Origin of the sequence: Loktanella sp. D2R18 (genome assembly GCF_003318235.1) — a bacterium.
Classification (GTDB): Bacteria; Pseudomonadota; Alphaproteobacteria; order Rhodobacterales; family Rhodobacteraceae; genus Yoonia.
The window spans coordinates 170912-195155 of sequence record NZ_QOCG01000004.1 but is presented as its reverse complement, the minus strand read 5'-3'; the positions used below and the strand labels follow the sequence as shown (position 1 = coordinate 195155).

General features: G+C 55.0%; 22 protein-coding genes. 7 read left to right on the top strand and 15 right to left on the bottom strand.

Translation table 11 applies throughout. The features are described from left to right. Positions 1 to 59: 59 nt before the first annotated feature. The 5 genes from DS901_RS01910 to DS901_RS01890 form a co-directional block, all read right to left on the bottom strand. On the bottom strand, positions 60 to 1106 hold the full coding sequence (locus tag DS901_RS01910) for an Ldh family oxidoreductase (protein WP_113775345.1): 1047 nt from the start codon (positions 1104 to 1106) through the stop codon (positions 60 to 62). After that, positions 1099 to 1962, bottom strand: a complete 864-nt coding sequence (locus DS901_RS01905; protein WP_181820718.1) for an ABC transporter permease — start codon at positions 1960 to 1962, stop codon at positions 1099 to 1101. Before DS901_RS01905 ends, DS901_RS01910 begins: the two co-directional genes overlap by 8 nt. Beyond that, the gene (locus tag DS901_RS01900) at positions 1959 to 2765 is read right to left on the bottom strand and encodes an ABC transporter ATP-binding protein (RefSeq protein ID WP_113775226.1); all 807 of its coding nucleotides are present in this window, start codon (positions 2763 to 2765) and stop codon (positions 1959 to 1961) included. The genes DS901_RS01905 and DS901_RS01900 overlap by 4 nt, the downstream gene beginning before the upstream one ends. After that, a complete protein-coding gene (locus DS901_RS01895; protein WP_113775343.1) occupies positions 2762 to 3790 on the bottom strand; it encodes an ABC transporter substrate-binding protein in 1029 nt (342 codons plus the stop codon). The genes DS901_RS01900 and DS901_RS01895 overlap by 4 nt, the downstream gene beginning before the upstream one ends. 63 nt (positions 3791 to 3853) lie before the next feature. Beyond that, the gene (locus DS901_RS01890; protein WP_113775225.1) at positions 3854 to 4750 is read right to left on the bottom strand and encodes a fumarylacetoacetate hydrolase family protein; all 897 of its coding nucleotides are present in this window, start codon (positions 4748 to 4750) and stop codon (positions 3854 to 3856) included. Positions 4751 to 4919: 169 nt separating this feature from the next. On the opposite strand from DS901_RS01890, the gene DS901_RS01885 reads away from it, so the two are divergent. Both DS901_RS01885 and DS901_RS01880 read left to right on the top strand, forming a co-directional pair. Next, positions 4920 to 5594: a FadR/GntR family transcriptional regulator gene (locus tag DS901_RS01885; protein WP_113775342.1), complete on the top strand. Its 675-nt coding sequence runs from the start codon at positions 4920 to 4922 to the stop codon at positions 5592 to 5594. Positions 5595 to 5743: 149 nt separating this feature from the next. Then, on the top strand, positions 5744 to 6427 hold the full coding sequence (locus DS901_RS01880) for a fumarylacetoacetate hydrolase family protein (RefSeq protein WP_113775224.1): 684 nt from the start codon (positions 5744 to 5746) through the stop codon (positions 6425 to 6427). Positions 6428 to 6447: 20 nt separating this feature from the next. Here DS901_RS01880 and DS901_RS01875 read toward each other — a convergent pair whose 3' ends face one another. Both DS901_RS01875 and DS901_RS01870 read right to left on the bottom strand, forming a co-directional pair. Beyond that, positions 6448 to 7119 (bottom strand): GntR family transcriptional regulator, encoded by a 672-nt coding sequence (locus DS901_RS01875; RefSeq protein ID WP_113775223.1) that lies wholly within the window; start codon positions 7117 to 7119, stop codon positions 6448 to 6450. Positions 7120 to 7128: 9 nt separating this feature from the next. After that, positions 7129 to 9999, bottom strand: a complete 2871-nt coding sequence (locus DS901_RS01870; protein ID WP_113775222.1) for an FAD-binding and (Fe-S)-binding domain-containing protein — start codon at positions 9997 to 9999, stop codon at positions 7129 to 7131. A 151-nt stretch (positions 10000 to 10150) separates the two neighbouring features. On the opposite strand from DS901_RS01870, the gene DS901_RS01865 reads away from it, so the two are divergent. Further along, positions 10151 to 11320 carry a pyridoxal-phosphate-dependent aminotransferase family protein gene (locus DS901_RS01865; RefSeq protein WP_113775221.1) on the top strand — a complete coding sequence of 390 codons (1170 nt, stop codon included), beginning with the start codon at positions 10151 to 10153 and terminating at the stop codon, positions 11318 to 11320. A 141-nt stretch (positions 11321 to 11461) separates the two neighbouring features. Here the strand turns inward: DS901_RS01865 and DS901_RS01860 are convergent, their stop codons facing one another. The 7 genes from DS901_RS01860 to DS901_RS01830 form a co-directional block, all read right to left on the bottom strand. Continuing rightward, on the bottom strand, positions 11462 to 12607 hold the full coding sequence (locus tag DS901_RS01860; RefSeq protein WP_113775220.1) for an iron-containing alcohol dehydrogenase: 1146 nt from the start codon (positions 12605 to 12607) through the stop codon (positions 11462 to 11464). Then, positions 12607 to 13986 carry an aldehyde dehydrogenase family protein gene (locus DS901_RS01855; RefSeq protein WP_113775219.1) on the bottom strand — a complete coding sequence of 460 codons (1380 nt, stop codon included), beginning with the start codon at positions 13984 to 13986 and terminating at the stop codon, positions 12607 to 12609. Before DS901_RS01855 ends, DS901_RS01860 begins: the two co-directional genes overlap by 1 nt. 3 nt (positions 13987 to 13989) lie before the next feature. Continuing rightward, positions 13990 to 15354: a glutamine synthetase family protein gene (locus DS901_RS01850; RefSeq protein WP_113775218.1), complete on the bottom strand. Its 1365-nt coding sequence runs from the start codon at positions 15352 to 15354 to the stop codon at positions 13990 to 13992. Positions 15355 to 15440: 86 nt separating this feature from the next. Then, positions 15441 to 16472, bottom strand: a complete 1032-nt coding sequence (locus DS901_RS01845; RefSeq protein ID WP_113775217.1) for a TRAP transporter substrate-binding protein — start codon at positions 16470 to 16472, stop codon at positions 15441 to 15443. A gap of 51 nt (positions 16473 to 16523) precedes the next feature. Continuing rightward, on the bottom strand, positions 16524 to 17852 hold the full coding sequence (locus DS901_RS01840; RefSeq protein ID WP_113775216.1) for a TRAP transporter large permease: 1329 nt from the start codon (positions 17850 to 17852) through the stop codon (positions 16524 to 16526). Next, entirely contained in the window at positions 17852 to 18421 is a 570-nt protein-coding gene (locus DS901_RS01835; RefSeq protein WP_258546623.1) for a TRAP transporter small permease subunit, read from the bottom strand. Before DS901_RS01835 ends, DS901_RS01840 begins: the two co-directional genes overlap by 1 nt. Further along, positions 18409 to 19179 (bottom strand): N-formylglutamate amidohydrolase, encoded by a 771-nt coding sequence (locus DS901_RS01830; protein WP_113775214.1) that lies wholly within the window; start codon positions 19177 to 19179, stop codon positions 18409 to 18411. The genes DS901_RS01835 and DS901_RS01830 overlap by 13 nt, the downstream gene beginning before the upstream one ends. A 114-nt stretch (positions 19180 to 19293) precedes the next feature. On the opposite strand from DS901_RS01830, the gene DS901_RS01825 reads away from it, so the two are divergent. Next, the gene (locus tag DS901_RS01825) at positions 19294 to 20166 is read left to right on the top strand and encodes a MurR/RpiR family transcriptional regulator (RefSeq protein ID WP_113775213.1); all 873 of its coding nucleotides are present in this window, start codon (positions 19294 to 19296) and stop codon (positions 20164 to 20166) included. Positions 20167 to 20254: 88 nt separating this feature from the next. On the opposite strand, the gene DS901_RS01820 is transcribed toward DS901_RS01825, so the two are convergent. Further along, a complete protein-coding gene (locus DS901_RS01820; protein ID WP_113775212.1) occupies positions 20255 to 20569 on the bottom strand; it encodes a metalloregulator ArsR/SmtB family transcription factor in 315 nt (104 codons plus the stop codon). Positions 20570 to 20635: 66 nt separating this feature from the next. Here DS901_RS01820 and DS901_RS01815 point away from each other — a divergent pair, with 66 nt between their 5' ends. The 3 genes from DS901_RS01815 (at position 20636) to DS901_RS01805 (ending at position 24204) form a co-directional block, all read left to right on the top strand. After that, complete coding sequence (locus tag DS901_RS01815) at positions 20636 to 21610, top strand: acyl-CoA desaturase (RefSeq protein WP_113775211.1); 975 nt, start codon at positions 20636 to 20638, stop codon at positions 21608 to 21610. 160 nt (positions 21611 to 21770) lie between these two features. After that, positions 21771 to 22868: a LacI family DNA-binding transcriptional regulator gene (locus DS901_RS01810; RefSeq protein ID WP_113775210.1), complete on the top strand. Its 1098-nt coding sequence runs from the start codon at positions 21771 to 21773 to the stop codon at positions 22866 to 22868. Further along, complete coding sequence (locus DS901_RS01805) at positions 22852 to 24204, top strand: ABC transporter substrate-binding protein (RefSeq protein ID WP_113775209.1); 1353 nt, start codon at positions 22852 to 22854, stop codon at positions 24202 to 24204. The genes DS901_RS01810 and DS901_RS01805 overlap by 17 nt, the downstream gene beginning before the upstream one ends. Positions 24205 to 24244: the final 40 nt, after the last annotated feature.

Here is a 24244-nt window from a genome sequence, read left to right as displayed (position 1 = left end):
TAAAGGTTCCGCATCACGGCCTATGGCGCGATGCGGAATGGTCGTGTGATCGCCAGTGGCTAAAGTGCGGCAAACCCATATTCTTTGGCTAACAAATCAAGATCGCGCCGCAGTGCAGGTTTCAGGGTGACCCCTGTGCTATGTACTTTGGCAGCGGCGGCGGTTTTCCCGTCGCCCGGCAGACGCACCGGATCGTGCCCTGGTAAAGGTTCTGACGCGCGCATTTCGGCAAAGATACGGGCGGCTTCTTTCCCAAAATCATCTCCCAACCCGAAAGCCGCCGGATTAAGCGCCATAACAAATTGCCCGGTATTGGTTTTTGACGTTGTATCAGAGGTGAAATCAACGACATCTGACCCAAAGGCCGCACCGTTCAAGACACCCGCCAACATCCCAATCGCAACGGAAAGCCCAAACCCCTTAGGTCCGCCAATTGGTAGCAGAAACCCTTCGGATTTGCGGGTCGGATCGGTGAGTGGCTGGCCGTCTTTTCCGACCATCCAACCTTCAGGCATCGGCTCACCTTGTTGGATCAAGGTCTTAATCTTGCCCATCGCAGCGACCGTCGTTGCCATGTCAAAAACAAATGGGTCCGGCCCTTCGGCCGGTGCGGAAAAGGCAATCGGGTTGGTGCCAATTAAAAGATCGGATCCACCATAGGGCGGCACATGATTTGCGCTGCCGACGGCGGCGGCCATGCCTAATAAGCCTGCTTCGGCCTGTGGGCGGACATAAAGTGCGAGCGGCCCCGCGTGGTTGCCCCCGCGCACGCCGACCCAGCCGATCCCAACGTCGTTCGCTTTCTTGATGGCAAGGTCGCGGGCTGCAGACATCGCAAGATGCCCAAGCCCGTTGTCGCCATCGATTAACCCGGTGGCGACGGTTTCTTGTACAACGCAGACGGTAGGGGTGGGGTTGCACCCGCCCCCCGTGAGCCGCTCCAGATATTGCCGCAACCGAAACACGCCATGTGTGCGGTAACCGTAGATATCAGCCTCGACCATAAGCTCCGCAACACTTACTGCATCTTCCGGGAGGACGCCCTGTGCTTCCAAAGCATTGGCCACAAAACCACACAAGGCATCGACAGCAACCACGTTAGTCATGGGCGCCGACCCGTTCTTCATGCCAGAAGACGATCTTGCGCTGTGCAAACATCACAAGCAGGTAGACCACAAGCCCAACAAGGCTGAGATAGAGGATCAGCGAGAACACCCGAGGTGTGTTCAACTGTGATGCCGCAACGCGAATCAATTCGCCAAAACCTTTACCACCGCCAAGGAATTCGCCCGTAATCGCACCCGCCATAACGCCAACCGCGCCAATTTTTAGACCGGTGAAGATTTGCGGCAGACCTGTAGGTAACTTCATCTTAAACAGCGTTTGCATGCGGGTCGCGCCCATCGTTTTGAACAGCATCCGCGCGTTTTCATCCGCCGCGTGCAGCCCAGCCGCTGTGCCAACCACAATTGGGAAGGTCGCGATAAAGGCGGCCAAGGCAACTTTGGATTCAATCCCAAAGCCAAGCCATGCAACAAACAAAGGCGCAAATGCTACCTTTGGCATCGTATCGATCGCCACGAGATAGGGCATCACGGCTTTCTCGCCGAACGCCGTTTCCCCAACCAGAATGCCCAACGAGAACCCGATGAAAATCGCCAATGCGAAACCAAGGATGACCTCTTGGATCGTGATCCAGAGAGAGACCAGCATATAGCCGCCGCTCAACAGGTTCTTGCCGACAAAGATCATATCGAGGAGCGTTTCCCACGGTGTTGGCAAAATGATCGGTGAAACCATCTCGAAGTAGGTAACCATTTGCCACGTGCCGACGAATACGAAGAACACGAAGCTCATCGCGATCCAACGCGGAACGGAATCGATAAACGATACTTCTTGAACCCAGACCGTATCTTCGGCGTCTTGGGTTGGCGCAGGGGCGCCGCTCTGAACATCGCTCACATGCCTTCTCCTTTATCCAGTAGCCCACGGATATAATCGACGATCTCTCCGAATTTTGGTGTCGTCATCATGTCGAGCGTCCGCGGGCGGGGTAGATCAACTTTTACAATTTCAGCAACCCGACCGGGGCGCGGTTTCATCACAACGATTTCATCTGATAAAATCACCGCTTCCTGAATCGAATGGGTCACCAGAAATGCGGTCGCATCTTGTTCGCGGCAAATCCGCTGAAGTTCCATATTCATCATATCGCGCGACAATTCGTCCAGCGCGCTGAACGGTTCATCCAACAAAAGAACGGCGGGTTCCGTGATCAGCATCCGGCAGATTGATGCCCGCTGCGCCATACCACCTGAAAGTTCATTGGGATAAACGTTTTCGAAACCTTTGAGCCCGACGATTTCCAGCAACTCATGCGCTTTGTCGAGCGCCTTGGTCGCCGCAGCTTTTCCATCGCGGATTTCAATCGGAAGAACGATATTTTCTACTGCCGTTTTCCAAGGGAAAAGCGTTGCTTGCTGAAACATCATCCCGATGTCGCGACGTGTGCCTTTGACCGGCTCACCTTGCAACATAACCCGGCCTTTTGACGGTGGGATTAGCCCGGCCATGATTTTAAGCAGTGTAGATTTTCCGCATCCGCTTGAGCCGATGACCGAGGTAAAGCTGCCCTTGGTTAAGGTAAGGTCGACGCTTTCAAGCGCAACCACTAGGTTTCTTGCGTAGGTCTTACTGACGTTTGAAAGCTGATAGACCGGCTCACCCAAGGGTGAGCCGGAATTTTCGACGGCGACTGTGTTCATCCGTCGATCGCCGCGTTGCCGATTGCTGCGAACTCATTGGTCCAAATGGCGCTTAGATCGTCAAGTGGGCCTGGGATTTCACCACCTGCGAGAAGCGCATCTTGCCATTCGTCCCAAACTTCTGCTGGGTACCAACCGTAACCATTGCTGGTATCTGTTGGAATGGTTTTAGACCGTACAGCATCGAACAGCGCTGACTGGAACTCTTTGTCTTCGCCTTCTTGGGGGTTACCATCAGCCAAGTGTTTGAGCACTGCTTCGCGGTTGGCGTCATCAAGCGCGAATGCGTGGCCACGGGCAAATGCGCGGCTCCAACCTTCGACCAATTCACGGTCGTTGGCGATTGTATCCGCCATCGTTGCAATACCATTGCCGAAGAAACGGCCAAACTCGACTGGTGTGATATCGCGTACGGCCATGCCGCGCGCATTCAGTACCGCCGTATCAGCAGTTGATGATGAATAGGCATCAATCGCGCCATTCAAGAACGCTGCCGTTGCAGGGCCACCATCGCCAACGGTGAGGAATTCGAAATCCTCTCCTTCGACCATGCCAACGCTGGTCATGACATTACGGGCAAAGCCCACTTCGGCACCATCTGCGGTACCTGTGCCAATAACCTTGCCACGCAATTCTTCAACGTTCTGGATATCGGATCCTTCTTGGACTGCGATGCCAAAGTTACTGCGCGCTGCGACATTGTAAATGTGCACTGCCTCAACACCGCGCGAACGCGCAGCGATTAGCGGGCCGGGGCCGGGGCGGCCAAAGTGCGCTTGACCAGCGGAAAGTGCCTGCAGCACCGCGCCTGACCCATTGATGGCTTCGACGGTCACGTTCAAACCTTCTTCGGCAAAATAGCCTTCGCCAATCGCAACGAAGACCGGAAACGAGTTAATCGCAGACGGGCTTGGCTGAACGAAAGTGATATCGCGTAGTGACTGCGCAAACGCGGGGCTTCCCAAAGCACCTGCGACAGGTACAGCGGATAGTAGCGAAGCTGTGAATGTTCTTCTGTTAATCATTTTGGTTTCTCCTCCCATTTTCGGGCAAATAGTTTGCCCACTCCGCAGTTCCCTGCGAAATTTCTATACTTCCCGCATTGTATTCGTGAGCGTTCCAATTCGGGAAACATGACAGACCACCGTATCCCCATCCTTTAGGAAATTGGGGGGATCCATGGCATAGCCGACGCCAGATGGCGTTCCAGTTGCGATGATATCGCCCGGCTCAAGCGTCATGCCTTCTGAAAGCGAGGCGATGAGCGTAGGGATATCGAAAATCATATCTGCGGTATTGCCATCTTGGCGTGTCTCACCGTTCACGGTCAAGCTTAGCGGCAAATTATGCGGGTCAGGGATTTCATCGGCTGTCAGAATGGACGGGCCAAACGGGCACGACCCATCAAGCGCCTTCCCTTTGAAGTTCTGACCGCCATGGCGCCGCTGCACATCGCGGGCTGAAATGTCATTCATGATACTATAGCCGAACACATGGTCATAGGCGTCGCTCTTGGCGATGTTGCATCCGGGTTTGCCGATGATGACGGCCAGTTCGACCTCATAGTCCACTTGTGTTGAAACGGTCGGAAAAATTGGTACTTCGCCGAAGGGTGGCGTGATCGTCGTTGGCGGCTTTGTAAAGAACACGGGATGCTCTGTGACGCCTACATCCTGCTTTTGGGCGCGGTCGCCTTCGGCAATATGTTCGGCATAGTTGCGCCCGACGCAAAGCACGTTTTTGCGGATCACCGGGATGGGTGCAAGCAAGGGCGCATCTTCTGGCGCCAATGCATCTTCAAACCCGCCAGCTTCGGCCTGGGCGACCAGTTGGCCTAACGTTTCTATGCCCTCGGGGCCTGATTCGATGACCGACAACATGGTTGTCCCGTCCAATGAACCGCTGCTACCATTGATCAGCTTTTGCGTTGCCTTTGCGATGTCCAGCCTTTGGCCATTCTTCAAGATTGCAACACAAACGGCCATGTTATTTACAGATATTGTTGCCAGTCGCACCGCTGTTCTCCCATTTCATTTGTATGCGCGGCACCAGCAGAGGTTGACCATTGGGTGATCCGCGACGTCATATTTGAGTAGAACTGTTCGCCGCGCTGGGTTAATAATCAAGCAACCAATCATGCAATTGGTCGGGGGTATGACTGAGATCGAGAATTTAGTAGCGCAATTGCGTGACCTGATAGACAACGCGGGCTATCGCCATAATGACCGATTTCCGCCGGAGCGCGAACTGTGCGAAAAGTTTGGAACGACGCGCAATCAACTGCGCCGCGCGCTATCCGAACTTGAGGCACAGGGCCGGATTTGGCGGCACGTCGGGCGCGGCACATTTGTCGGAACGCGGCCCGTGCTCAACCTTCAGGATGTGACCTATCTGCGCGACCAGATTAAGCCTGAACAAGTGATGCAGGTGCGGCTCGCGATTGAGCCAGAGCTATGCCGCCTTGCTGCGCGGACTGCCACAAAATCCGATTACGAGCAGATGAAGCTTTGCCACGATAAATGCTGTTCGTCTGAGGATTGGCGTAACTACGAGGCTTGGGACAACAACCTGCATTACGCGATCGCACGCGCCACGCGGAACCATCTGTTCCTGTATTTTTTTGAAACACTGAACTCGGTGCGCCGCTCTGTGGTTTGGGCGCAGCCGCGTACATCGAGCCGTCCCCCAAGCGATTATGTCAGCTTTCACGAGCACGGGGCGATTGTGGATGGCATCATCAATGGTGACGGGAATGGCGCGGCATCCGTGATGACCAACCATCTCAACACGGTCCATGCGCGGCTGATAAATGGTCCGGGAAAGTCATAGCATCGCCGGGATATACGGCTGTCAATTATGGTCGGTAAAATGCCCTTCCGCCAACCAATTGATTAAATGGTTGGATCGAAGCACTTGCCAAAATCGCTGAAGGCCCGAATAAAAATAGCAATCAGCCGTCAACCAACTGAGAGCACCCAATGTCTAATCATGTTATTCCAACACCGAAAACCCACAGTATTCCAACCAGCACAGGCGATGCTTTTCCAGTCCGCCGTGTCTATTGCATCGGCCGCAACTTTGCCGCGCACGCCGTCGAAATGGGCCACGACCCGGACCGCGAACCGCCGTTTTTCTTTCAAAAAAACCCAAATAACCTCGATGCTTCGGGCGATTTTCCTTACCCGCCGCATACCTCTGATGTGCATCACGAGGTCGAATTGCTGGTTTGCTTAAAGTCAGGCGGTATTAATATCGCGTTGGACGACGCTCTAGATCATGTCTGGGGGTATGGCGTTTCGCTTGATATGACCCGACGTGATCTGCAGGGCGAAATGAAGAAAATGGGTCGCCCGTGGGAAATTGGTAAGGCGTTCGAACGGTCCGGCCCTGTTGGTCCTGTATTGCCAGTTTCCGAAGTAGGACACCCTGATCAGGGCCGCATCGCAGTCAGCGTCAACGGTGAGTTGCGTCAAGAGGGCGATCTGAACCAGATGATCTGGAAAGTGCCAGAAATGATTTCTTACCTGTCAGAGTATTTTGAACTTCAAGCAGGCGATGTCATCATGGCTGGCACCCCATCTGGCGTGAACTCCGTCGTCAAAGGCGATGTGATGGAGGCTGAGATCGCAGGTGTCGGCACGCTGACGGTAAACGTCACCTAATTGTAAAGCGGCGGCAGATATCAGCCGCCGTTTTCTGCGTCGATTCCCTTCATGAAGGCTACGAATTTGTTTTCGATGTGAGTCTTCATGGTCGATCCAAGCTGCGCGGCATCGCGCGCGCGCAGATGTGTCATCATGGTCTCATGCTCTGAAATCGCGGCGGCCCAACGATCATCCGACAGATTGACCATGAACCGGGCGCGCTGAATGCGGGCCGCTAAAAGCTTGTGATGATCCTCTAGGATTTTGTTTTGCGTACCTTGGATCAAAGCCTGATGAATATCTTGATTGGCTTGGAAATACGCAGGGCGATCTTGGCCGTGATAGGCAGCCAACATCGCATTATGCCGCTCCTCGATCTGGGCAATATCTGCATCCGTCAGTTGATTACAGGCCAGCTCTCCCGCCAATTGTTCAAGCCGCGCGATCACAGGGAAAGTATCTGCTAATTCTTGCCGGGTTACATGGGTCACGCGCGCACCACGATTGGCTTGCAACACGACAAACCCTTCAGAGGCGAGCACTTTAAGCGCTTCGCGCAATGGCGTGCGCGAGACGCCAAAGGCTTCGCAAAGGTCCTTTTCAGGGACCTTTTCACCCGGCTTCAGTTTGTCCTCAATCACAAGGTTGCGGATACGATCCACAAGTTCCTGATGGAGCGTCGGGCGGTGAATTGCTTCTGCTAATGTCATACCCGCAACCTAGCCCCTTAGTGCTTGGTCTAGCAAGCAGGCGACATGTAGCGCGCGGCGTGGCGTGGTTTCTGCGATTTGATGACGACAAGAGGTCCCATCGGCCACAATAATTGCATCGGCGGGTGCCGCGTTCAGCGCGGGCACCAGATCAAGATTGGCGATCTTGAGCGAGACATCGACGGTGTCAGGCGCATAGCCAAAGGCTCCCGCCATCCCACAGCAGCCGCTTTCGATCATGTTGACTTGCGCGTCCGGGATGCGGCAAAGCAGTTCCAGCACAGGCGACATCGCATCCTGCGCCTTTTGATGACAGTGCCCATGTACATAGATCGGTTGCCCCAGCGGTTTCAGCGGAAGATCCGTGCAGGTAACCAAATACTCTTCAAAGCTATAGGTCGATTTCGCGAGCGCCTCAGCCTCTTCCCCCGGACAAAGCCCTAAAAATTCATCGCGGAACGTAAAGATCGACGAAGGTTCAAGCCCGACGACCGATGCCCCCGTGGCGACCGCGTCCTTGGTGGCGGCAATCACGCGCGCGGCCTCTTTGCGGGCTTCTGGGACGTCTCCGATGGCAAGCAATGTACGCCCGCAATCAAGCGACGTGCCGCTACCGTCTTTGGCGACGGCGACACGCAATCCCGCCGCCCGCAATACCCGCAGCCCAGCGCGCAGGTTTTCGGGTTCAAAGTAACGATTGAACACATCAGCAAAAAGCAGCACGTCGGGGTTTACGTCTTGGGCCTCTTCATCGCGAAACGGGTTGGGTGACCATATGGGCAGGTCGCGGAGATGCGACACGCCCGTGATCTTTTCGGTCAATTTGCGGATAATGCCGATTTTATTGCGGCTGTTCATCAACCAAGAAATCTTTGCAGCCTTCGGCGCGTAACGCGGCAAATAACCCACCAGCTTTTCTGCCAGCGACGGGGGCTTCGTTTTGAGCCGCGCGGCAAGCACTTCGGTTTTCATCCGCGTCATGTCGACGCCAGTTGGACATTCACGGCTACAGGCCTTGCACGACAGGCAATATTTCATCGTGTCGGCCATCGCGTCAGATCCGATCCCGCCGGGGATTTGTCCGCTGATCGCAAAGCGCAATGTGTTGGCGCGCCCGCGCGTGACGTCACGTTCATTGCGGGTGGCGCGGAACGATGGGCACATCACGCCTGCCTTGAGTTTGCGACAGGCCCCGTTGCTGTTGCACATTTCAACCGCGCCCTGAAACCCGCCTGCAGCCCCGGGCCAGGCTGACCAGTCCAGTGCGGTCTCAAAATCGGGAACCGTGTAATCCGGTCCATAGCGAAACAGCCGTCGGTCATCCATTTTCGGGGCCTGTACGATTTTTCCCGGGTTCATCAAACCGGTTGGATCAAACCGCGTTTTCACCTCTTCAAAGGCCGATACAATCTGCGCGCCAAACATCTTTTCATGGAATTCGGACCGCACGATCCCATCCCCATGTTCACCGGAATGCGACCCTTTATAGTGTTTGACCAGATCAAACGCTTCTTCCGCGATGGCGCGCATGGTTTTGACGTCTTGGTCTTGCCGAACGTTGAGCACCGGGCGCACATGCAAACACCCGACAGAGGCATGTGCGTACCAAGTGCCTTTGGTGCCGTGACGTGCGAAAATATCGGTCAGCCCTTGCGTGTAAGCGGCCAAATCGGGGAGGGCGACGGCGCAGTCTTCGACAAAGGAAATCGGTTTACCGGCCTCTTTCATCGACATCATGATATTCAGCCCAGCCTTGCGGTATTCGGCGATCGCGGCTTGCAGTCCCAAATCAGCTACAGGGGTCACCCCGCCCCATGCGGCACCTTGCGCGCCAAAGGAAAACCCCAAATCCCCCATGAGCGTGGCGAGCTCCACCAGCTTGGCAGCGTTGGCTTCTACGCTGCCTTCGGCAAATTCCACCAGCAACACCGCAGCTGGCGTTCCTTGCACAAAGGCGTCGATGGTGTCGCGAAACAGCGGCAGATCACGCCCAAGCGCAATCATCGTATTGTCGATCAACTCGACCGCCTGCGGGTTTAACGTAACCAAATGCTGCGCCGCATCCATCGCTCCGTGGAACGTGGAAAAGTGGCAGACGCCGATAACCTTCTCACCGGGCAGCTTTGCAAGGCGCAGGTCGAGTTCTGTGAAATAGGCAAGCGTGCCTTCGGACCCGACCAAAAGATGAGCCATGTTCACATCATCGCCAGTGAGCGCGTCGATATTATAGCCGCCGACGCGGCGCTGGACCTTTGGAAAACGGGCAGCGATCTCGGGCGCTTCGCGCTGACCCAACCCGCGCATATCGGTCACGAGATCGGCATAAGGGCCTGTGCCGGGGCTGGTATCAAACCGGGCTTTGGACCCGTTAGGCAAAATGGCTGAAATAGCACTGACATTGTCACGCATAATACCATAGCGCAGCGATTTGCCGCCCGATGAGTTGTTGGCTGCCATGCCGCCCAATGTGCAGCGCGACGCGGTTGACGGATCAACCGGAAACCACAGCCCATGCGGTTTGAGCGCGCGATTCAAATCATCCAAAACCAACCCCGGTTCAACCCGCGCGGTCATCGCCTTTGGGTCAATATCAAGGATGCGGTTAAGATGGCGCGAATTATCAAGCACGATGCCCGTATTCACCGTCTGGCCGCATTGGGATGTCCCGCCGCCGCGTGCCAGAATCGGTAAACCTTCATCGCGCGCGACGGCCATTGTGGCTTCTACATCCTGCACGGATTGCGGCACGACCACGGCTTGGGGCACCATCTGATAGATTGATGCATCGGTCGCATAGCGCGCGCGTGTGGCAGGATCGGCGCTTACGTCTCCGGCAACGGCAGCGCCTAAGCGGCTGGCAAGACGGCTATTTTTACGCATAGGCACTGCTCTTTCATATTGGAGGTCCGCGCATTTGCTGCAGAGAGGCGAGGCATGGAATTATAGTTGACTTAATTATGAATTCATAATTACATTTTGACAAGATCGAATAACGCGGCCCTTTGGCTGCTTGAAAAAAAGGACAGAATAGATGCGCCAACCGGGACAACACTTCCTGCAAATCCCAGGCCCCAGCGCGGTACCGGACCGTATCCTCAAGGCAATCGGCCAGCAGACGATAGACCACCGGGGGCCAGATTTCGCGGCCGTCGGAAAAACGGCATTGGACGGGATGAAATCCATCTTCAAGACCGAACAGCACGTGTTCATCTTTCCCTCATCTGGCACCGGCGCGTGGGAAGCGGCGCTAGTGAACACGCTGTCACCCGGCGACAAAGTACTGATGTATGAAACCGGACATTTTGCTGCGATGTGGCAGAGTATGGCTAAGAAAATTGGCCTCTCACCCGAGGTAATTACAAGTGATTGGCGGAGCGGCGCTGATCCTGACCGCATTGAAACCCGACTTCGCCAAGACACCAACCATGCGATCAAAGCCGTCTGCGTGGTGCACAATGAAACCTCGACCGGATCGGTGTCGCCCATCCATGAGGTTCGCAAAGCGATTGATGCCGCAGGGCATCCGGCGTTGTTGATGGTGGACACGATTTCTGGCTTGGCCTCGCTAGAATTTCAGTTCGACGCTTGGGGCGTGGATGTTTGCATCTCGGGGTCACAAAAAGGGTTGATGTTGCCGCCGGGGCTTAGCTTTAACGCGGTCAGTGACAAGGCGATGGAGAACGCCAAATTGGTCACGATGCCGCGCAGCTATTGGGATTGGCATGATATGGTTGGACCGAATGCGACCGGGTATTTTCCCTATACGCCATGCACCAACCTGCTTTACGGGCTGAACGAAGCCATTGCGATGTTGCACGAAGAAGGGCTGGATCAGGTCTTTGCTCGGCACACGCGCCACGGTGCTGCAACCCGCGCGGCGGTGCGGGCTTGGGGGCTGGAAGTGCTCTGTGCCAAGCAAGGCGACGAATCCGGTGTCTTGACCGCCGTGTTGCTGCCGGAGGGACATTCGGCCGACAATTTCCGCGCCACAACGCTAAAGCATTACAACATATCGTTGGGCAACGGGCTGTCTAAAGTCGCCGATAAGGTCTTTCGTATTGGGCATCTGGGCGATTTCAACGATCTGATGCTTATGGCGACCCTGTCAGGCGTCGAAATGGGGCTGGCCAAAGCGGGAGTGCCGCATCAATCCGGCGGGGCGCAGGCGGCGATGGAGCATCTTAAACAAACAACAGCCTAGCCCTAAGAAAGCTACAGCAAGGGTCGGCATCTGCGTTCTGAGTTAAATCTTACCGGGGGCGATTGAACCGAACTCCCGATTGGTGGCATCCCGGGCAAACCCGGGATGCCGATCATCTAAACGATTGGGTCGGGAAAGCGTTTAGAGGATTTGTAAGAGAAGGGCGCGGGTGTTTTCCGCCGTCATCTCTATCGGGTTGCCGCCTGTGCTTGGGTCGATCAGTGCGCCCGCAACAATGCGGTCTACATCTGGGTTTTCGATCCCTAGCTCTGTCAGTGATTTTGGAATGCTCATGGATGCGTTCAGCTCATCGACAAACGCGCAAAAACCATCAAAACCGCCGTCAATTCCCAAATAGGCGGCAGCCTGCGCTAAACGATCCGCAATCGCAGGTTTGTTGAATTGCAAAACGGCAGGCATGCACACTGCATTCGTGGTGCCATGGTGCGTGTGGTAGATCGCGCCAATGGGGTGCGATAGCGCATGAATTGCGCCTAGCCCTTTTTGGAACGCCGTTGCGCCCATTGCTGCGGCGGACATCATGTTTGCGCGCGCTTCGATATCGGTGCCATCGGCATAGGCACGGGGCAGGTAGTCTTTGACCAACCGCATACCTTCAAGCGCGATGCCTTGGGACATGGGGTGGTAATGCGGTGAACAAAACGCCTCGACACAGTGTGCAAACGCGTCCAACCCGGTGCCTGCGGTGATGAACTGGGGCATCCCCACAGTCAATTCCGGGTCGCAGATCACAACGGCGGGCAGCATTTTAGGGTGAAAGATGATTTTTTTCTCGGCGCTGACTGAATTGGTGATCACAGATGCCCGGCCGACTTCGGACCCGGTGCCAGCGGTTGTCGGCACAGCCACGATGGGCGCGATGGCATCCGCATCTGCGCGTGTCCACCAGTCCCCAATATCTTCGAAATCCCAAAGAGGGCGTGTTTGGCCTGCATGGAACGCCACTACCTTGCCCAGATCAAGACCTGATCCGCCGCCAAATGCGATGACCCCATCATGCCCGCCAGCGCGGTAAGCGGCGACACCAGCGGCGGCGTTTTTCTCGTTTGGGTTTGGGTCAACATCCGCGAAAATTGCCCGGCCAAGCCCGGCAGCTTCAAGCAGGTCAAGCGTCGCCGTGGTGATCGGCAGATCGGCAAGACCTTTGTCCGTGACCAAAAGCGGCTTGCTGATGCCCGCGGCGACGCAGGCGTCAGCGATTTCAGAAATACGTCCAGCGCCGAACCGTATTGCGGTAGGGTAGGACCAGTTGGCAGTGATCGACATTATTGTGTGACCTTTTTCATGTGGTAAGATTTGGGGCGGGTCAGGTTGTGGTACCCGATAACAGAAAGACCACCACCGCGCCCGGTGTCTTTGCAGCCTGTCCAACATAGGCCGGGATCAAGATAATCAGCGCGATTCATAAAGACCGTCCCAGTTTCTAGCTGGTCCGCGATGGCTTCGGCGCGTGCGATATCTGGCGTCCAAAGCGATGCAGTTAGCCCGTAATCGCTATCGTTCATCAGCGCGATGGCTTCTTCGTCGGATTTGACGGACATGATGCCCACAACCGGGCCAAAGCTTTCTTCGCGCATGACACGCATGTCGTGGGTCACGTTTGTCAGGATTTGGGGCATCAAATAGGCCCCGCCATCTTGTGGGAACAGCGCTGGATCAATGTGGGTTTTCGCACCAGCAGCCACGGCTTCGGCGATTTGCGCGCGCACACCGTCAGCAAACCGTGCTTGCGCCATGGGCCCAAGCGTCGTTTCTGCATCAAGCGGATTGCCCAACGTGTAGCTGTTCACAATTGCGACGGCTTTTTCGACGAACGCATCAAAGAGGCTTTCATGGACGTAAATCCGCTCGATCCCGCAGCAGCATTGCCCGGCGTTAAACATCGCGCCGTCAATCAGCGTGTCGACGGCCGCTTCAAGATCTGCGTCTTCCATGACATAGCCGGGGTCTTTGCCGCCCAGCTCTAATCCCATGCCGGTGAATGTGCCTGCGCCTGCTTTTTCCATCGCAGCACCGCCGCCGACAGAACCGGTAAAGTTCACGAAATCGAAGGCGCGCGCAGCGATCAGATCGGATGTGGTGGCGTGATCAAGGAAGACGTTTTGGAAGACATCAGTAGGGATACCAACAGCGTGGAATGCCTCGGCCAGACGTTCCCCAACAAGCGGTGTTTGCGACGCATGTTTCAGCACGACGGTATTGCCTGCGATCAGCGCTGGCGCGACAGAATTGATCGCGGTCATATAAGGATAGTTCCAAGGGGCCACGACCAATACAACGCCATGTGGCACATGTTTGATCATGCGGCGGAATGTATCGCTTTCTTCAATGACCATTGGGGCCAGCGCGTCTTGGGCGATATCTGCCATATATTGGGCGCGCTCGTGAAAGCCGCCAAATTCGCCGCCATAGCGGACAGGGCGACCCATTTGCCACGCCAGTTCAGGCACGATCTGGTCGTTCATTTCGCCGATTTTGGCGACGCCTGCCATAACCAGCGCAATCCGTTCGCCCAACGGGCGCGCGGCCCATGCGACCTGCGCGGATTTGGCCGCAGCCACGGCGCTATCGGCTTCGGCACGGGTTAAAGTTGGACGTTCGGCATAGACCGATCCGTCGATAGGAGAGATGCATTGAATTGTCATGGTTTAGGCCCTTTCAAAACCGCGCGCGATTTCCCAATCTGTGACTGCGCGGTCAAATTCTTCTTGTTCCCATTCCGCAGCGCGGGTGTAGTGGTCGATCACATCGTCGCCCATGACTTCGCGTAGCAATACCGAATTGCGGAGCGTTTCGGTTGCTTTACGCAAGGTTTGCGGGATGTCGCCCGCCTTGGCGTCTTCATAGACATCACCCGTTGTCGCGGGTGCGAGCGTCATTTTGTCTTCGATACCTTTGATGCCCGCAGCCAACATGGCCGCTTGCGCCAGATAAGGGTTCAAATCCGACCCGCCGATGCGGCATTCAACCCGTACACCTTTGGTGCCATCGCCACACAGGCGGAAACCGGCGGTGCGGTTATCAACAGACCAAACGGTTTTGGTTGGGGCAAAGGTGCCTTTGGCAAACCGTTTGTAGCTGTTCACATATGGCGCCAGAAAATAGGTGTAATCAGGCGCATAGGCTATGATCCCGGCCATGTAATGCGACATTAATTCAGACATACCTAGATCGGCGTCAGGGTCAAAGAAAGCAGGTTTGCCATCTACCCAAAGCGATTGATGCACATGCGAGGATGATCCTACGCGGTCAGGTGCCCATTTCGGCAAGAAGCTGGCGGCGTGGCCTTGCTGCCACGAGATTTCTTTAATCGCATGTTTGGCGATACTGTGGTGATCCGCGCAATCAAGGGCGGCGGCGTAGCGAATGTTCAGCTCTTCCTGGCCGGCTTCGGCTTCACCTTTTGAATTCTCAATCGGAATACCCGCTGCATAAAGGTGATTGCGGATCGGGCGCATCACACTTTCTTCTTTGGTGGTCTGCAGGATGTGGTAATCTTCGTTATAACCGCTGATCGGCTCTAGGTCGCGAAAACCGGATTTGCGGATATCATCATAACTTTTGGCGAAGAGGAAAAATTCCAATTCCGTCGCCATCATCGCGTCAAAGCCCAGCGCCTTAAGCCGCGCAATTTGCTTTTTCAGCACAGCGCGGGGCGAATGTGGCACAGGTTTATGTGTGTGGTGGTCCAACACATCACAAAGCACCATCGCGGTCCCTTCAAGCCAAGGCACCATGCGGATGGTGGCAAGGTCTGGCTTCATCACATAATCGCCATAGCCTGACTGCCAGCTGGTTGATGCGTATCCATCGGGGGTCGCCATTTCTAGGTCGGTCGCCAGCAGGTAATTGCAGCAATGCGTTTCGTTATAAGAGGTTTCCACGAAATTCGCGGCATGGAACCGTTTGCCCATCAGGCGGCCCTGCATATCAACAAGGCAGGTCAGAACCGTATCAACCGAACCGTCAGCGACGCGGGATTTCAGATCATCAAAACTTAATGTGCCGGGCATTTTGGTATCCTTTAGGGCGTGTAGCCCCGGAAGAATCCGGGGCCATCGTTTTGGTATGTGGTTGCGAGGCGACCCCCGCAACAAGCTTAGCCGTAGCGGTAGGGACGGCCAGCTTTTTCCATGTCAGCATTATACTGCTTGAAGATATCGACAACACGGCGTTTGACGTCGCTTTCCGCGGCGATTTCTTCCCAGAAGTCGCGTGCTTTGGCTTCGACTGTTGCCCATTCTTCGTCTGGGATGGATGTGAGTTCCATCTTTGGACCGTTGACGCGCAGGTCGGCTTCGCCGCCCCAATACCACCACTGGCGGTAGTAGTGTGACTGATCACAACAGACGCGGAACAGCGTTTGCAGGTCTTCTGGCAGTTCGTTCCAACGCTCCATATTCGCAAAGAACGATCCTGCCCAAGCGCCAGAAATGTTGTTGGTCAAGAAATAGTTGGTCACATCGGCCCAGCCAACGGTATAGTCTTCGGTGATGCCAGACCATGCGATGCCATCTAGTTCGCCGGTTTGGACGGCGACTTCGATGTCTTCCCACGGCAGGTTCACAGGGATCACGCCAAACTGCGACATAAACCGGCCCGCAGTTGGGAAGGTAAAGATGCGTTTGCCTTCAAGATCAGCAAGGCTGCGGATCGGATCTTTGGTGGCAAAATGGCATGGATCCCATGCGCCAGCGCTGATGTGCTTGACGCCAACGGCGGAATATTCTTCGTCCCAGATTTCGTTCAACCCGTATTTGTTGAACAAGACAGGCACGTCCAATGAATAGCGCGACCCGAATGGGAAATAGCCGCCAAACACGGTGACTTCGGTTGGGGATGCCATTGAATCATCGTCAGATTGCACCGCGTCGATTGTGCCGCGCTGCATGGCTTGGAACAATTCGCCTGTTGGCACCAGTTGGTCCGCGTAGAACAGTTCGATCTGCATGCGGTCGCCAGCGATCTGGTTGAACATTTTGATCGCGGGATCAATCACGTGCTCGGCCAATGCGGCACCCGCATAGGTCTGCATCCGCCATTTGATTGTTGATTGCGCCAGTGCTGGGGTTGCCAGCGCGGCTGGGGCAGCAATTGCGGCCCCTTGGATAAACTTACGTCTTGTTGTCATGGTCTCGTCTCCTTGGTTGGGGTGGGATGGCCTGCTTGTGCGGGCTCTTATTTATGGGGTGTTGTAAACGTAGTCGGGCAGCCATGTTGCGAGGCCTGGAAAGACCATCACAAGGGCCAAAGCGCCGACCATGATCATCACAAATGGGGTGATCGACGCATAGATATCGCGCAGCGTGATTTCTGGCGGGGCCATCGCGCGCATCAAGAACAGGTTATATCCAAACGGCGGCGTCATATAGGCGATCTGCGTGGTGATCGTATAAAGGATCCCGTACCAGATCAAATCAAAGCCCAATTCACCGACCAGCGGCACATAAAGCGGGGCGACGATGACCAGCATGGCTGTGTCATCCAAAAACGTCCCCATCAGGATAAAGCTAAGCTGCATCAAGATCAGGATTGTCCAGGGCGACAAGTTCAGCGTTTCGGTGAACAGGCTTTCAATCGCTTTCACTGCGCCCAGCCCGTCAAACACGGCGCCAAAGGCAAGGGCTGCCAGAATGATCCACATAAACATGCAGGTGATGCCCAATGTGTTGCGCACAGAGTTTTCAAACACGTCGCGGGTCATGCGCCCCTTAAGAACCGCGGCAACAAAGGCGGCAATCGCGCCAATGGCTGAACTTTCGACAAGCGATGTCCAACCTTTGACAAAAGGGAACATCATCACAAAGAAAATCCCCAAGGGCAGCAGCCCTGCCGTCAAAAGCTGCATCTTTTCAGCGCGCGGAATGTCACGGTCTTCTGCGGGCAGAACAGGCCCCAAATCCGGGTTCATCTGGCAGCGGATCACAATATAGCCGATGAACAAGCCGGCCATCATCAGCCCCGGCACGACCCCGGCCAGCCACAGCTGACTTACAGGTTGCCGCGCGATCATCGCATAAAGCACCAATACGACAGAGGGCGGCACAAGAATGCCAAGGCTTGATCCCGCTTGGATCACACCTGTCACCATGCGTTTATCATAGCCGCGTTTTAGCAGTTCCGGCAGCGCGATCGTCGATCCGATCGCCATGCCCGCAACCGATAGCCCGTTCATCGCAGAAATCAGCACCATCAGCCCGATCGTGCCGATGGCCAGCCCCCCACGCAACCCGCCCATCCAAACATGGAACATCTTATAGAGATCATCCGCGATTTTGGATTCTGACAGCACATAGCCCATGAAAATAAACATCGGCAGGGTTAGCAGCGGATACCATTTCATCAGCTTCATCGCGGCGGCAAACCCAAGGTCAAACCCGCCTCGGTCACCCCAAAGTAACAGCGAAGCAACAACAGCCACAAACCCAATTGCACCAAACACGCGTTGACCGGTCAGCAGCATCAGCATCATTGACGAAAACATCAGGGTGGCGATCAATTCATAGGACATCAGATAGTCTCGCCTTTGATCCGCAGTACGTCTTTGCACAGCTCAGATGTGCATTGCAGCAGCATCAAGAAAAATCCGATGACCATCACGCCTTTGATCGGCCAAAGGTATGGGCGCCACGCGGTTGATGCACGCTCCATGCGGCCAATGTCTTCGACACCGATGATAACGCTGCCCAGATAGGTGAAAGGCTCTGATCCCCAATAGCCAAGCGAATAGGCGGTCGAGGCCACCGCGCCATAAAGCAGCACGCAAAGATAGAAGATCAATAGGAGAACGGTAAAGACATCAAACCATGCCTTCTTCTTTATAGACCATTCGCCGTACAAAAGATCCATCCGCACGTTGGACCCCAGTTGCAGGGAATAGGGCCCGCCGAGGATATAGTAGCCCACCATCACAAATTGCGCCATTTCCAGCGTCCAGAGGGACGGCAAGAAAAAGGTTTTGCTGATCGACGACCAAAGCAAAATACCCATCAACACAAAGATGCCGTACATCGCGATCCGCCCGATCCGGTAGTTCACCGCATCGACCGCGCGGATATAGCCATGCATTACGCGACGCATTGGACGGCCCCTTGGTCTGTAATTTGCGAAACGGCATCAGCGACCCAAGCGGCGATCATATCGCCCATTGTGGTTTGGGTGGCTTGGGTTGCGATCAGATCATTGCGGATTTCTAACATCACGTTCAAATGCCCGCCGGGCAAGGCATGTTCGCGCAGTGTGTGGGTTACACCATGGTTTGGGCCATAAGGCTCATTCCGCAAGACCAACGCGGATGTATGGGCCGTGGCAGTGTTCAGCATCGCATCGGCAAGCCGCGTGTCGTGATCGTGCAGAATACCAATTTCTACCGCGCGTTCTTGGCCATGGTAAACAGGCGTAAAGCTGTGAACTGTTATGATGATTGGGGCTGGGGTCTTGGCGACTTGCGCGGCCAGAGCCGATTGAAACGGCATATAATAGGTCTCGGTGCGCGCATCACGATCGGTTTGGCTGAGCGCCATATTGCCCGGCACATCAAAGATTTCGCTTTTGGCAGGCATCGCATCAAGCGCGCTGGGTGGGCGGTTGCAATCATAGACAAGCCGCGACACCGTGCTTGATACGAGAACCGCATCCAGCCTTTGCGACATGCGCAGCGCGACAGCCATTGCGCCGGGGTCCCACGCCGCGTGACTTTGGCTAGCCTTCTTGGACAGCCCCAGCCCATTCAGTGCGGGCGGAATCGCGTAAGATGCGTGCTCGCATACCAATATTGCCGCAGATTGGCCCTGTGCGTTGTCAATTTGTACTGGGTTGGGGGCGGTGTCGTGTGTCATATATTCTCCGTTGCAGATAAACTGCTTGCATGAAGGGCGACATGTCAACAGAATTCTGTTATATTTGTAACAGGACGAATTGCTTTGTTATTTTTTATTCAAGCGGGGGCTTGCATGACCGATGGAATTCTCACGATCGCGGATCGTATCCATAATAAGCTAGATAATTTGACACGCGCTGAACGTCAGTTGGCGCATTCGATTCTGGAAAACTACCCAGCTTCGGGGTTGGGGCCGCTTGCGGCGCTTGCAAAGGTGGCCAATGTCTCGGTCCCTACCGTTGCGCGGATGGTGCAAAAGCTTGGGTTTAAGGGATATCCCGAATTTCAGACCGAATTGCGCGAAGAACTAAAAGCAACAGTCCAGAACCCGATCGCCAAACATGACACATGGGCAGAGGGCGCACCGTCAGGGCATGTCTTGAACCAATTCACGGATGCGGTGATCGATAATATTCGGCACACATTGGCGCAGATTGATCCCGATAAATTTGACGAAGCCTGCGCGATGGTCGCTGATCAGTCCAAGCCGCTTTATATTGTGGGTGGTCGCGTTTCGCATACGTTGGCTGAATATTTGTTTTTGCACACGCAAGTCTTGCGCCCCAATGTGACACATATCCAATCTACGTCGAACGCTTGGCCGCATTACCTGCTTGATGTCGGGCCAAACGATGTTTTTGTGATTTTTGATGTGCGGCGCTATGAAAATAATACGCTCAAGCTGGCTGAAATGGCACATGCGCGCGGCGCAAAGATTATTTTGTTTACGGACCAATGGCGATCGCCGGTGCACCAGCTTGCCGAAATTAGCTTTAGCGGGCGGATCGTTGTGCCATCGGCGTGGGATTCGGTGGCGACGTTGATGCTGCTCGTGGAATCGATGATTGCTGCCGTGCAAAACGTGGATTGGGACGACACCAAGGATCGGATGGAACAGCTAGAAGATATGTTTGACCAGACAAAATTGTTCCGTAAATTTACCTAAGGTTTTACTTGGAAAGAAGGATGAGCGGTTGCCTTGGCCAGTTCGAGGTCTCCTAAGGCATCCCGTCCCCAAAAACGAACTGGGCAGTTCAGTCTTGCTCGCTTTCTGCGCGTCTCTCTGCTTTTAGCGCTCGGCTTGGCGGGCACACTTCTTGGATGAATTTTGCCAAGGTTCCTCCGAGATTGTCAGCCTTCATGCCGTATTTTACGAACTGCCCTTCTCGCTGTTTCCAGATTAAATCAGCGGCCTCAAGAATTGAAAGGTGTTTAGAAATGGCGGGTTGAGACATATCAAAACGTTCAGCAACAACGCCAGCTGTAAGCGGTCCCTCAGAGAGATAGGCAAGTATTTTGCGCCTTGTGGTTGATGCCAACGCTTCGAACACCTTGTCTGGGGTTGACATGATTTCACCTGTTAACTAATTGGTTATATATCTATTACTGTATTTGACCCACTCGGGAGTTTCAAGATGCACCTGCATAATACGGACCGCGTATACCCCAATAGTGAAACCAATGCGGTGCAAGGCACTATTCGGTGGGACGCCGTCAAGTCAATATGGCTTTTTGCGATGATCGCGGGTGGCGTCGCTGCGATTGTCTATAAGCCTAGCTGGGGTGGCGCCCTGATTTTCGTTGGCACGTCCGCGATCACGATTTGTGCGGGTCATTCGGTCGGCATGCATCGGCTTCTCATTCACAAGTCGTTCCAAACACCTAAGTGGCTGGAATACATTCTTGTCTGGCTCGGTACCCTCGTTGGGATGGCGGGGCCGTTTGGCATGATACGCGCCCACGATATGCGGGACTGGCATCAACGCCAATCTATTTGTCCGCCGCACCCAAGCCACGGGGCCGGATTTTGGCGCGATGCATGGTGGCAAATGCACTGCAAGTTTGATCTCGACTATCCGCCCCATTTCGAAATTGAGCCTGAGATTGCAAACGACCGCGTGTATCAATGGATGGAACGGCACTGGATGGCGCAGCAACTTGTGATGGGTGTCCCGCTGTTCTTACTCGGCGGAATTGGCTTTGTATTGTGGGGCGTCTGTTTGCGCGTCGCTGTATCACTAACCGGACATTGGATGGTGGGGCATTTTGCGCACAAAAAAGGACATCAAGGATGGTCCGTTGAAGGCCTGCCGGTGCAAGGGTTTAACTTGCGAGGTCTTGGGTTGATCACGTTTGGTGAAAACTGGCACTCCAACCACCATGCGTTTCCGCATTCAGCAAGGCTTGGCGTCGAGAAGGGCCAGCTAGATCCAGGCTATTGGTTTATCACATCGCTCGAAGTCTTTGGTTTGGCACATGCAATTCTCGGGCCTTCGGATATGCCCGAACGTGACGGTCTCACACGTGTGGCAAAAGAAGAGTGCGTGGCGTTCGGACCATTGGACGCAAACAGCAACTATAAAGCGCCAGCGCTCAGTAGATTGAGTTGAGTAAACACTCCCGCTTGTCGCGAATTGGATCACAGAAGCTTTCATTGACCTAATTGCGATTGCTGCGATGCAGCGTCGAAAGTTGTGTGTAAGTCGATAATACCCTTGCCGAAACCGGTTTCGGAAACGATCTATGATTCGTGGAGGTATCGGGGCGAGTATGAATTTTGATGGCAAAGATATGCCGCGCAAAGGCGCACGTGTGAAGATATCTGACGTCTCAGATGCGCTGGGACTGACGAAATCAACTGTGTCACGCGCGCTTAATCACTATCCTGATATTTCGGAAACCACGCGGACCCGCGTGCAGGCCATGGCCGATAAGATGGGGTATCGCCCGCTTAGCCACGCGCAGGCGATCCGTACTGGGTTGGTGAAATCGCTGGGGCTTGTCATTCAGATGGGTGACCATGACGCGCAGCGCCCCTTTCTTTCGACTTTTCTGGCGGGGCTTTCTGAGGGCGCGAGCGCGGAAGGGTTCACGCTTACCATTGCGACGTCCAATAGCGAACAGGCCACGCTCGATACGTTTAAATCAATGATCCGCGATCATAAGGCCGATGGGTTTATCTTGCCGCGCACGATGGTTGATGATCCGCGCATCGCGCTTTTGCGCGCGGCGGATGTGCCGTTTGTGTTATTCGGAAGAGTCGCGGGCGCGGCCGATTTACCATCCTACGACATTAAGGGGGGGGCCGCGATGCATGAGGCCGTGCAGCACCTTGCTGCTTTGGGTCACAGGCAAATCGCGTTCATCAACGGTGGGACGCAATACAGTTACGCGCCAACGCGCGCAGATGGATTTCTGCGCGGCATGCGCGATGCAGGGCTGTCCGTTAATCCCGCGTTGATGGCGCAGGATGCTGTAACTATCGACCAAGCCCGTGTTGCAGCTGATGTGATGCTGGCCGCGCCTAACCCGCCCACCGCAATCATTTGCGCCGTCGATATGGCCGCGTTGGGTGTTTACGAATCTGCCGCCGCTTGCGGGCTGGAAATTGGCGACGACCTATCGGTAATCGGTTATGATGGCATCCCCGAAGGCGCGCATGTGTCGCCACCGCTTTCGACATTTGCGGTGGATTTCAAACATGCTGGCCTGCGGCTGAGCAACCTTTTGATCCGCAATATCCGCGGTGAAAAACCAACCGGGCTTCAGGAAACCGCCGCCGCGCAATTTTTGCGCCGTGGGTCCACGGGTCCTGCGCCCCATTCACAAACAAATTCCAAGGGAGGAAACTATGAAAGTGAATTGTAAAACGACATTGTTGATGGGGGCTGCAACGGCGTTGGCCCTTTCCGCAGTTGCAGCCAGTGCCGATACGTTGCGGTTTTGGACAATCGAAGAACAGCCAGAGCGGCTTGAGCGCCAAGAACAGATGGCCGCTGATTTCGCCGCCGCATCGGGCCATACTGTCGAAGTGATCCCGGTGACCGAAAGCGATCTGGGCACGCGCGCCACAGCCGCTTATGCGGCGGGTGATTTGCCTGACGTGATCTATCATCCGCTGCAATATGCGTTGCCATGGGCCGAGGCCGGCATCTTGGATACTGATGCTGCGACAGATGTGATTGAAAACCTAGATGCTGCGACATTTGCCCCGGGCGCGTTGGCGATGGCGGCAAGCAATGAAGGCTATGCATCTGTTCCGGTCGATGGATGGACACAGATGATCGTCTACCGTGCCGATAAATTCGCCGAAGCAGGCCTTGAGGCGCCAACATCCTATGCAAACGTGCTGGCCGCTGTTGAAGCCCTGCACAACCCACCTGAAATGTACGGGTTTGTGGCGGCGACCAAGATTGATGAAAACTTCATGAGTCAAGTGCTTGAGCATGTTTTCTTGGCCAATGGCGTGTCGCCGGTTGGGCCCGATGGCATCCAAGATCTGGATGAAGCAGCCACCATCGAAGTGCTGGAATTCTACAAAGCCATCGCCGAAGCATCCCCACCGGGCGATCTTTATTGGGACCAATCACGCTCGCTTTATTTCTCTGGGAATGCGGCGATGATCATCTGGTCACCGTTCATTTTGGACGAATTGGCCGGTCTGCGCGACAGCGCCCCGCCCACAATCAACGACGATCCAACTAGTTCTGATCTGGCTGCGGCGACAGGAATTGTGACCAATTTCGCGGGCCCATCGAACCCAGATGGGGCGGCTTGGGGTGATATACGTTATCTTGGCGTTACATCAGATGCATCGACTGATGCGGCGATGGAATTTGTCGAATACGCTATGAACGAAGGTTACGAGGAAATTCTTGCCATTGCACCCGAAGGCAAGTTCCCTGTGCGTCGTGGCACCGCTGACAACCCAACACAGTTCGCCGATCTTTGGGCGACGCTGGACGTTGGTGTTGACCGCAAAGCGCCGCTTGGTGATCTGTACGAGCCTGACATGATTGCGGAAATCGTGGGGGGCTTGGATGTGGCCCAACGTTGGGGCGTGGCCGATGGCCAGCTTGCGACCGCATCCAAGATCATCAACAGCCAAGTGATCAACCGCTATGTGCGCGAATTCATTGATGGCGAACGTGACGCTGCGGCGACCGTTGCCGCGATGAACGAAGCCATCGCTGGCGTCGAGTAAACCACCTTGCAAGGCGGTACGCCGCCTTGCACCCCATTTT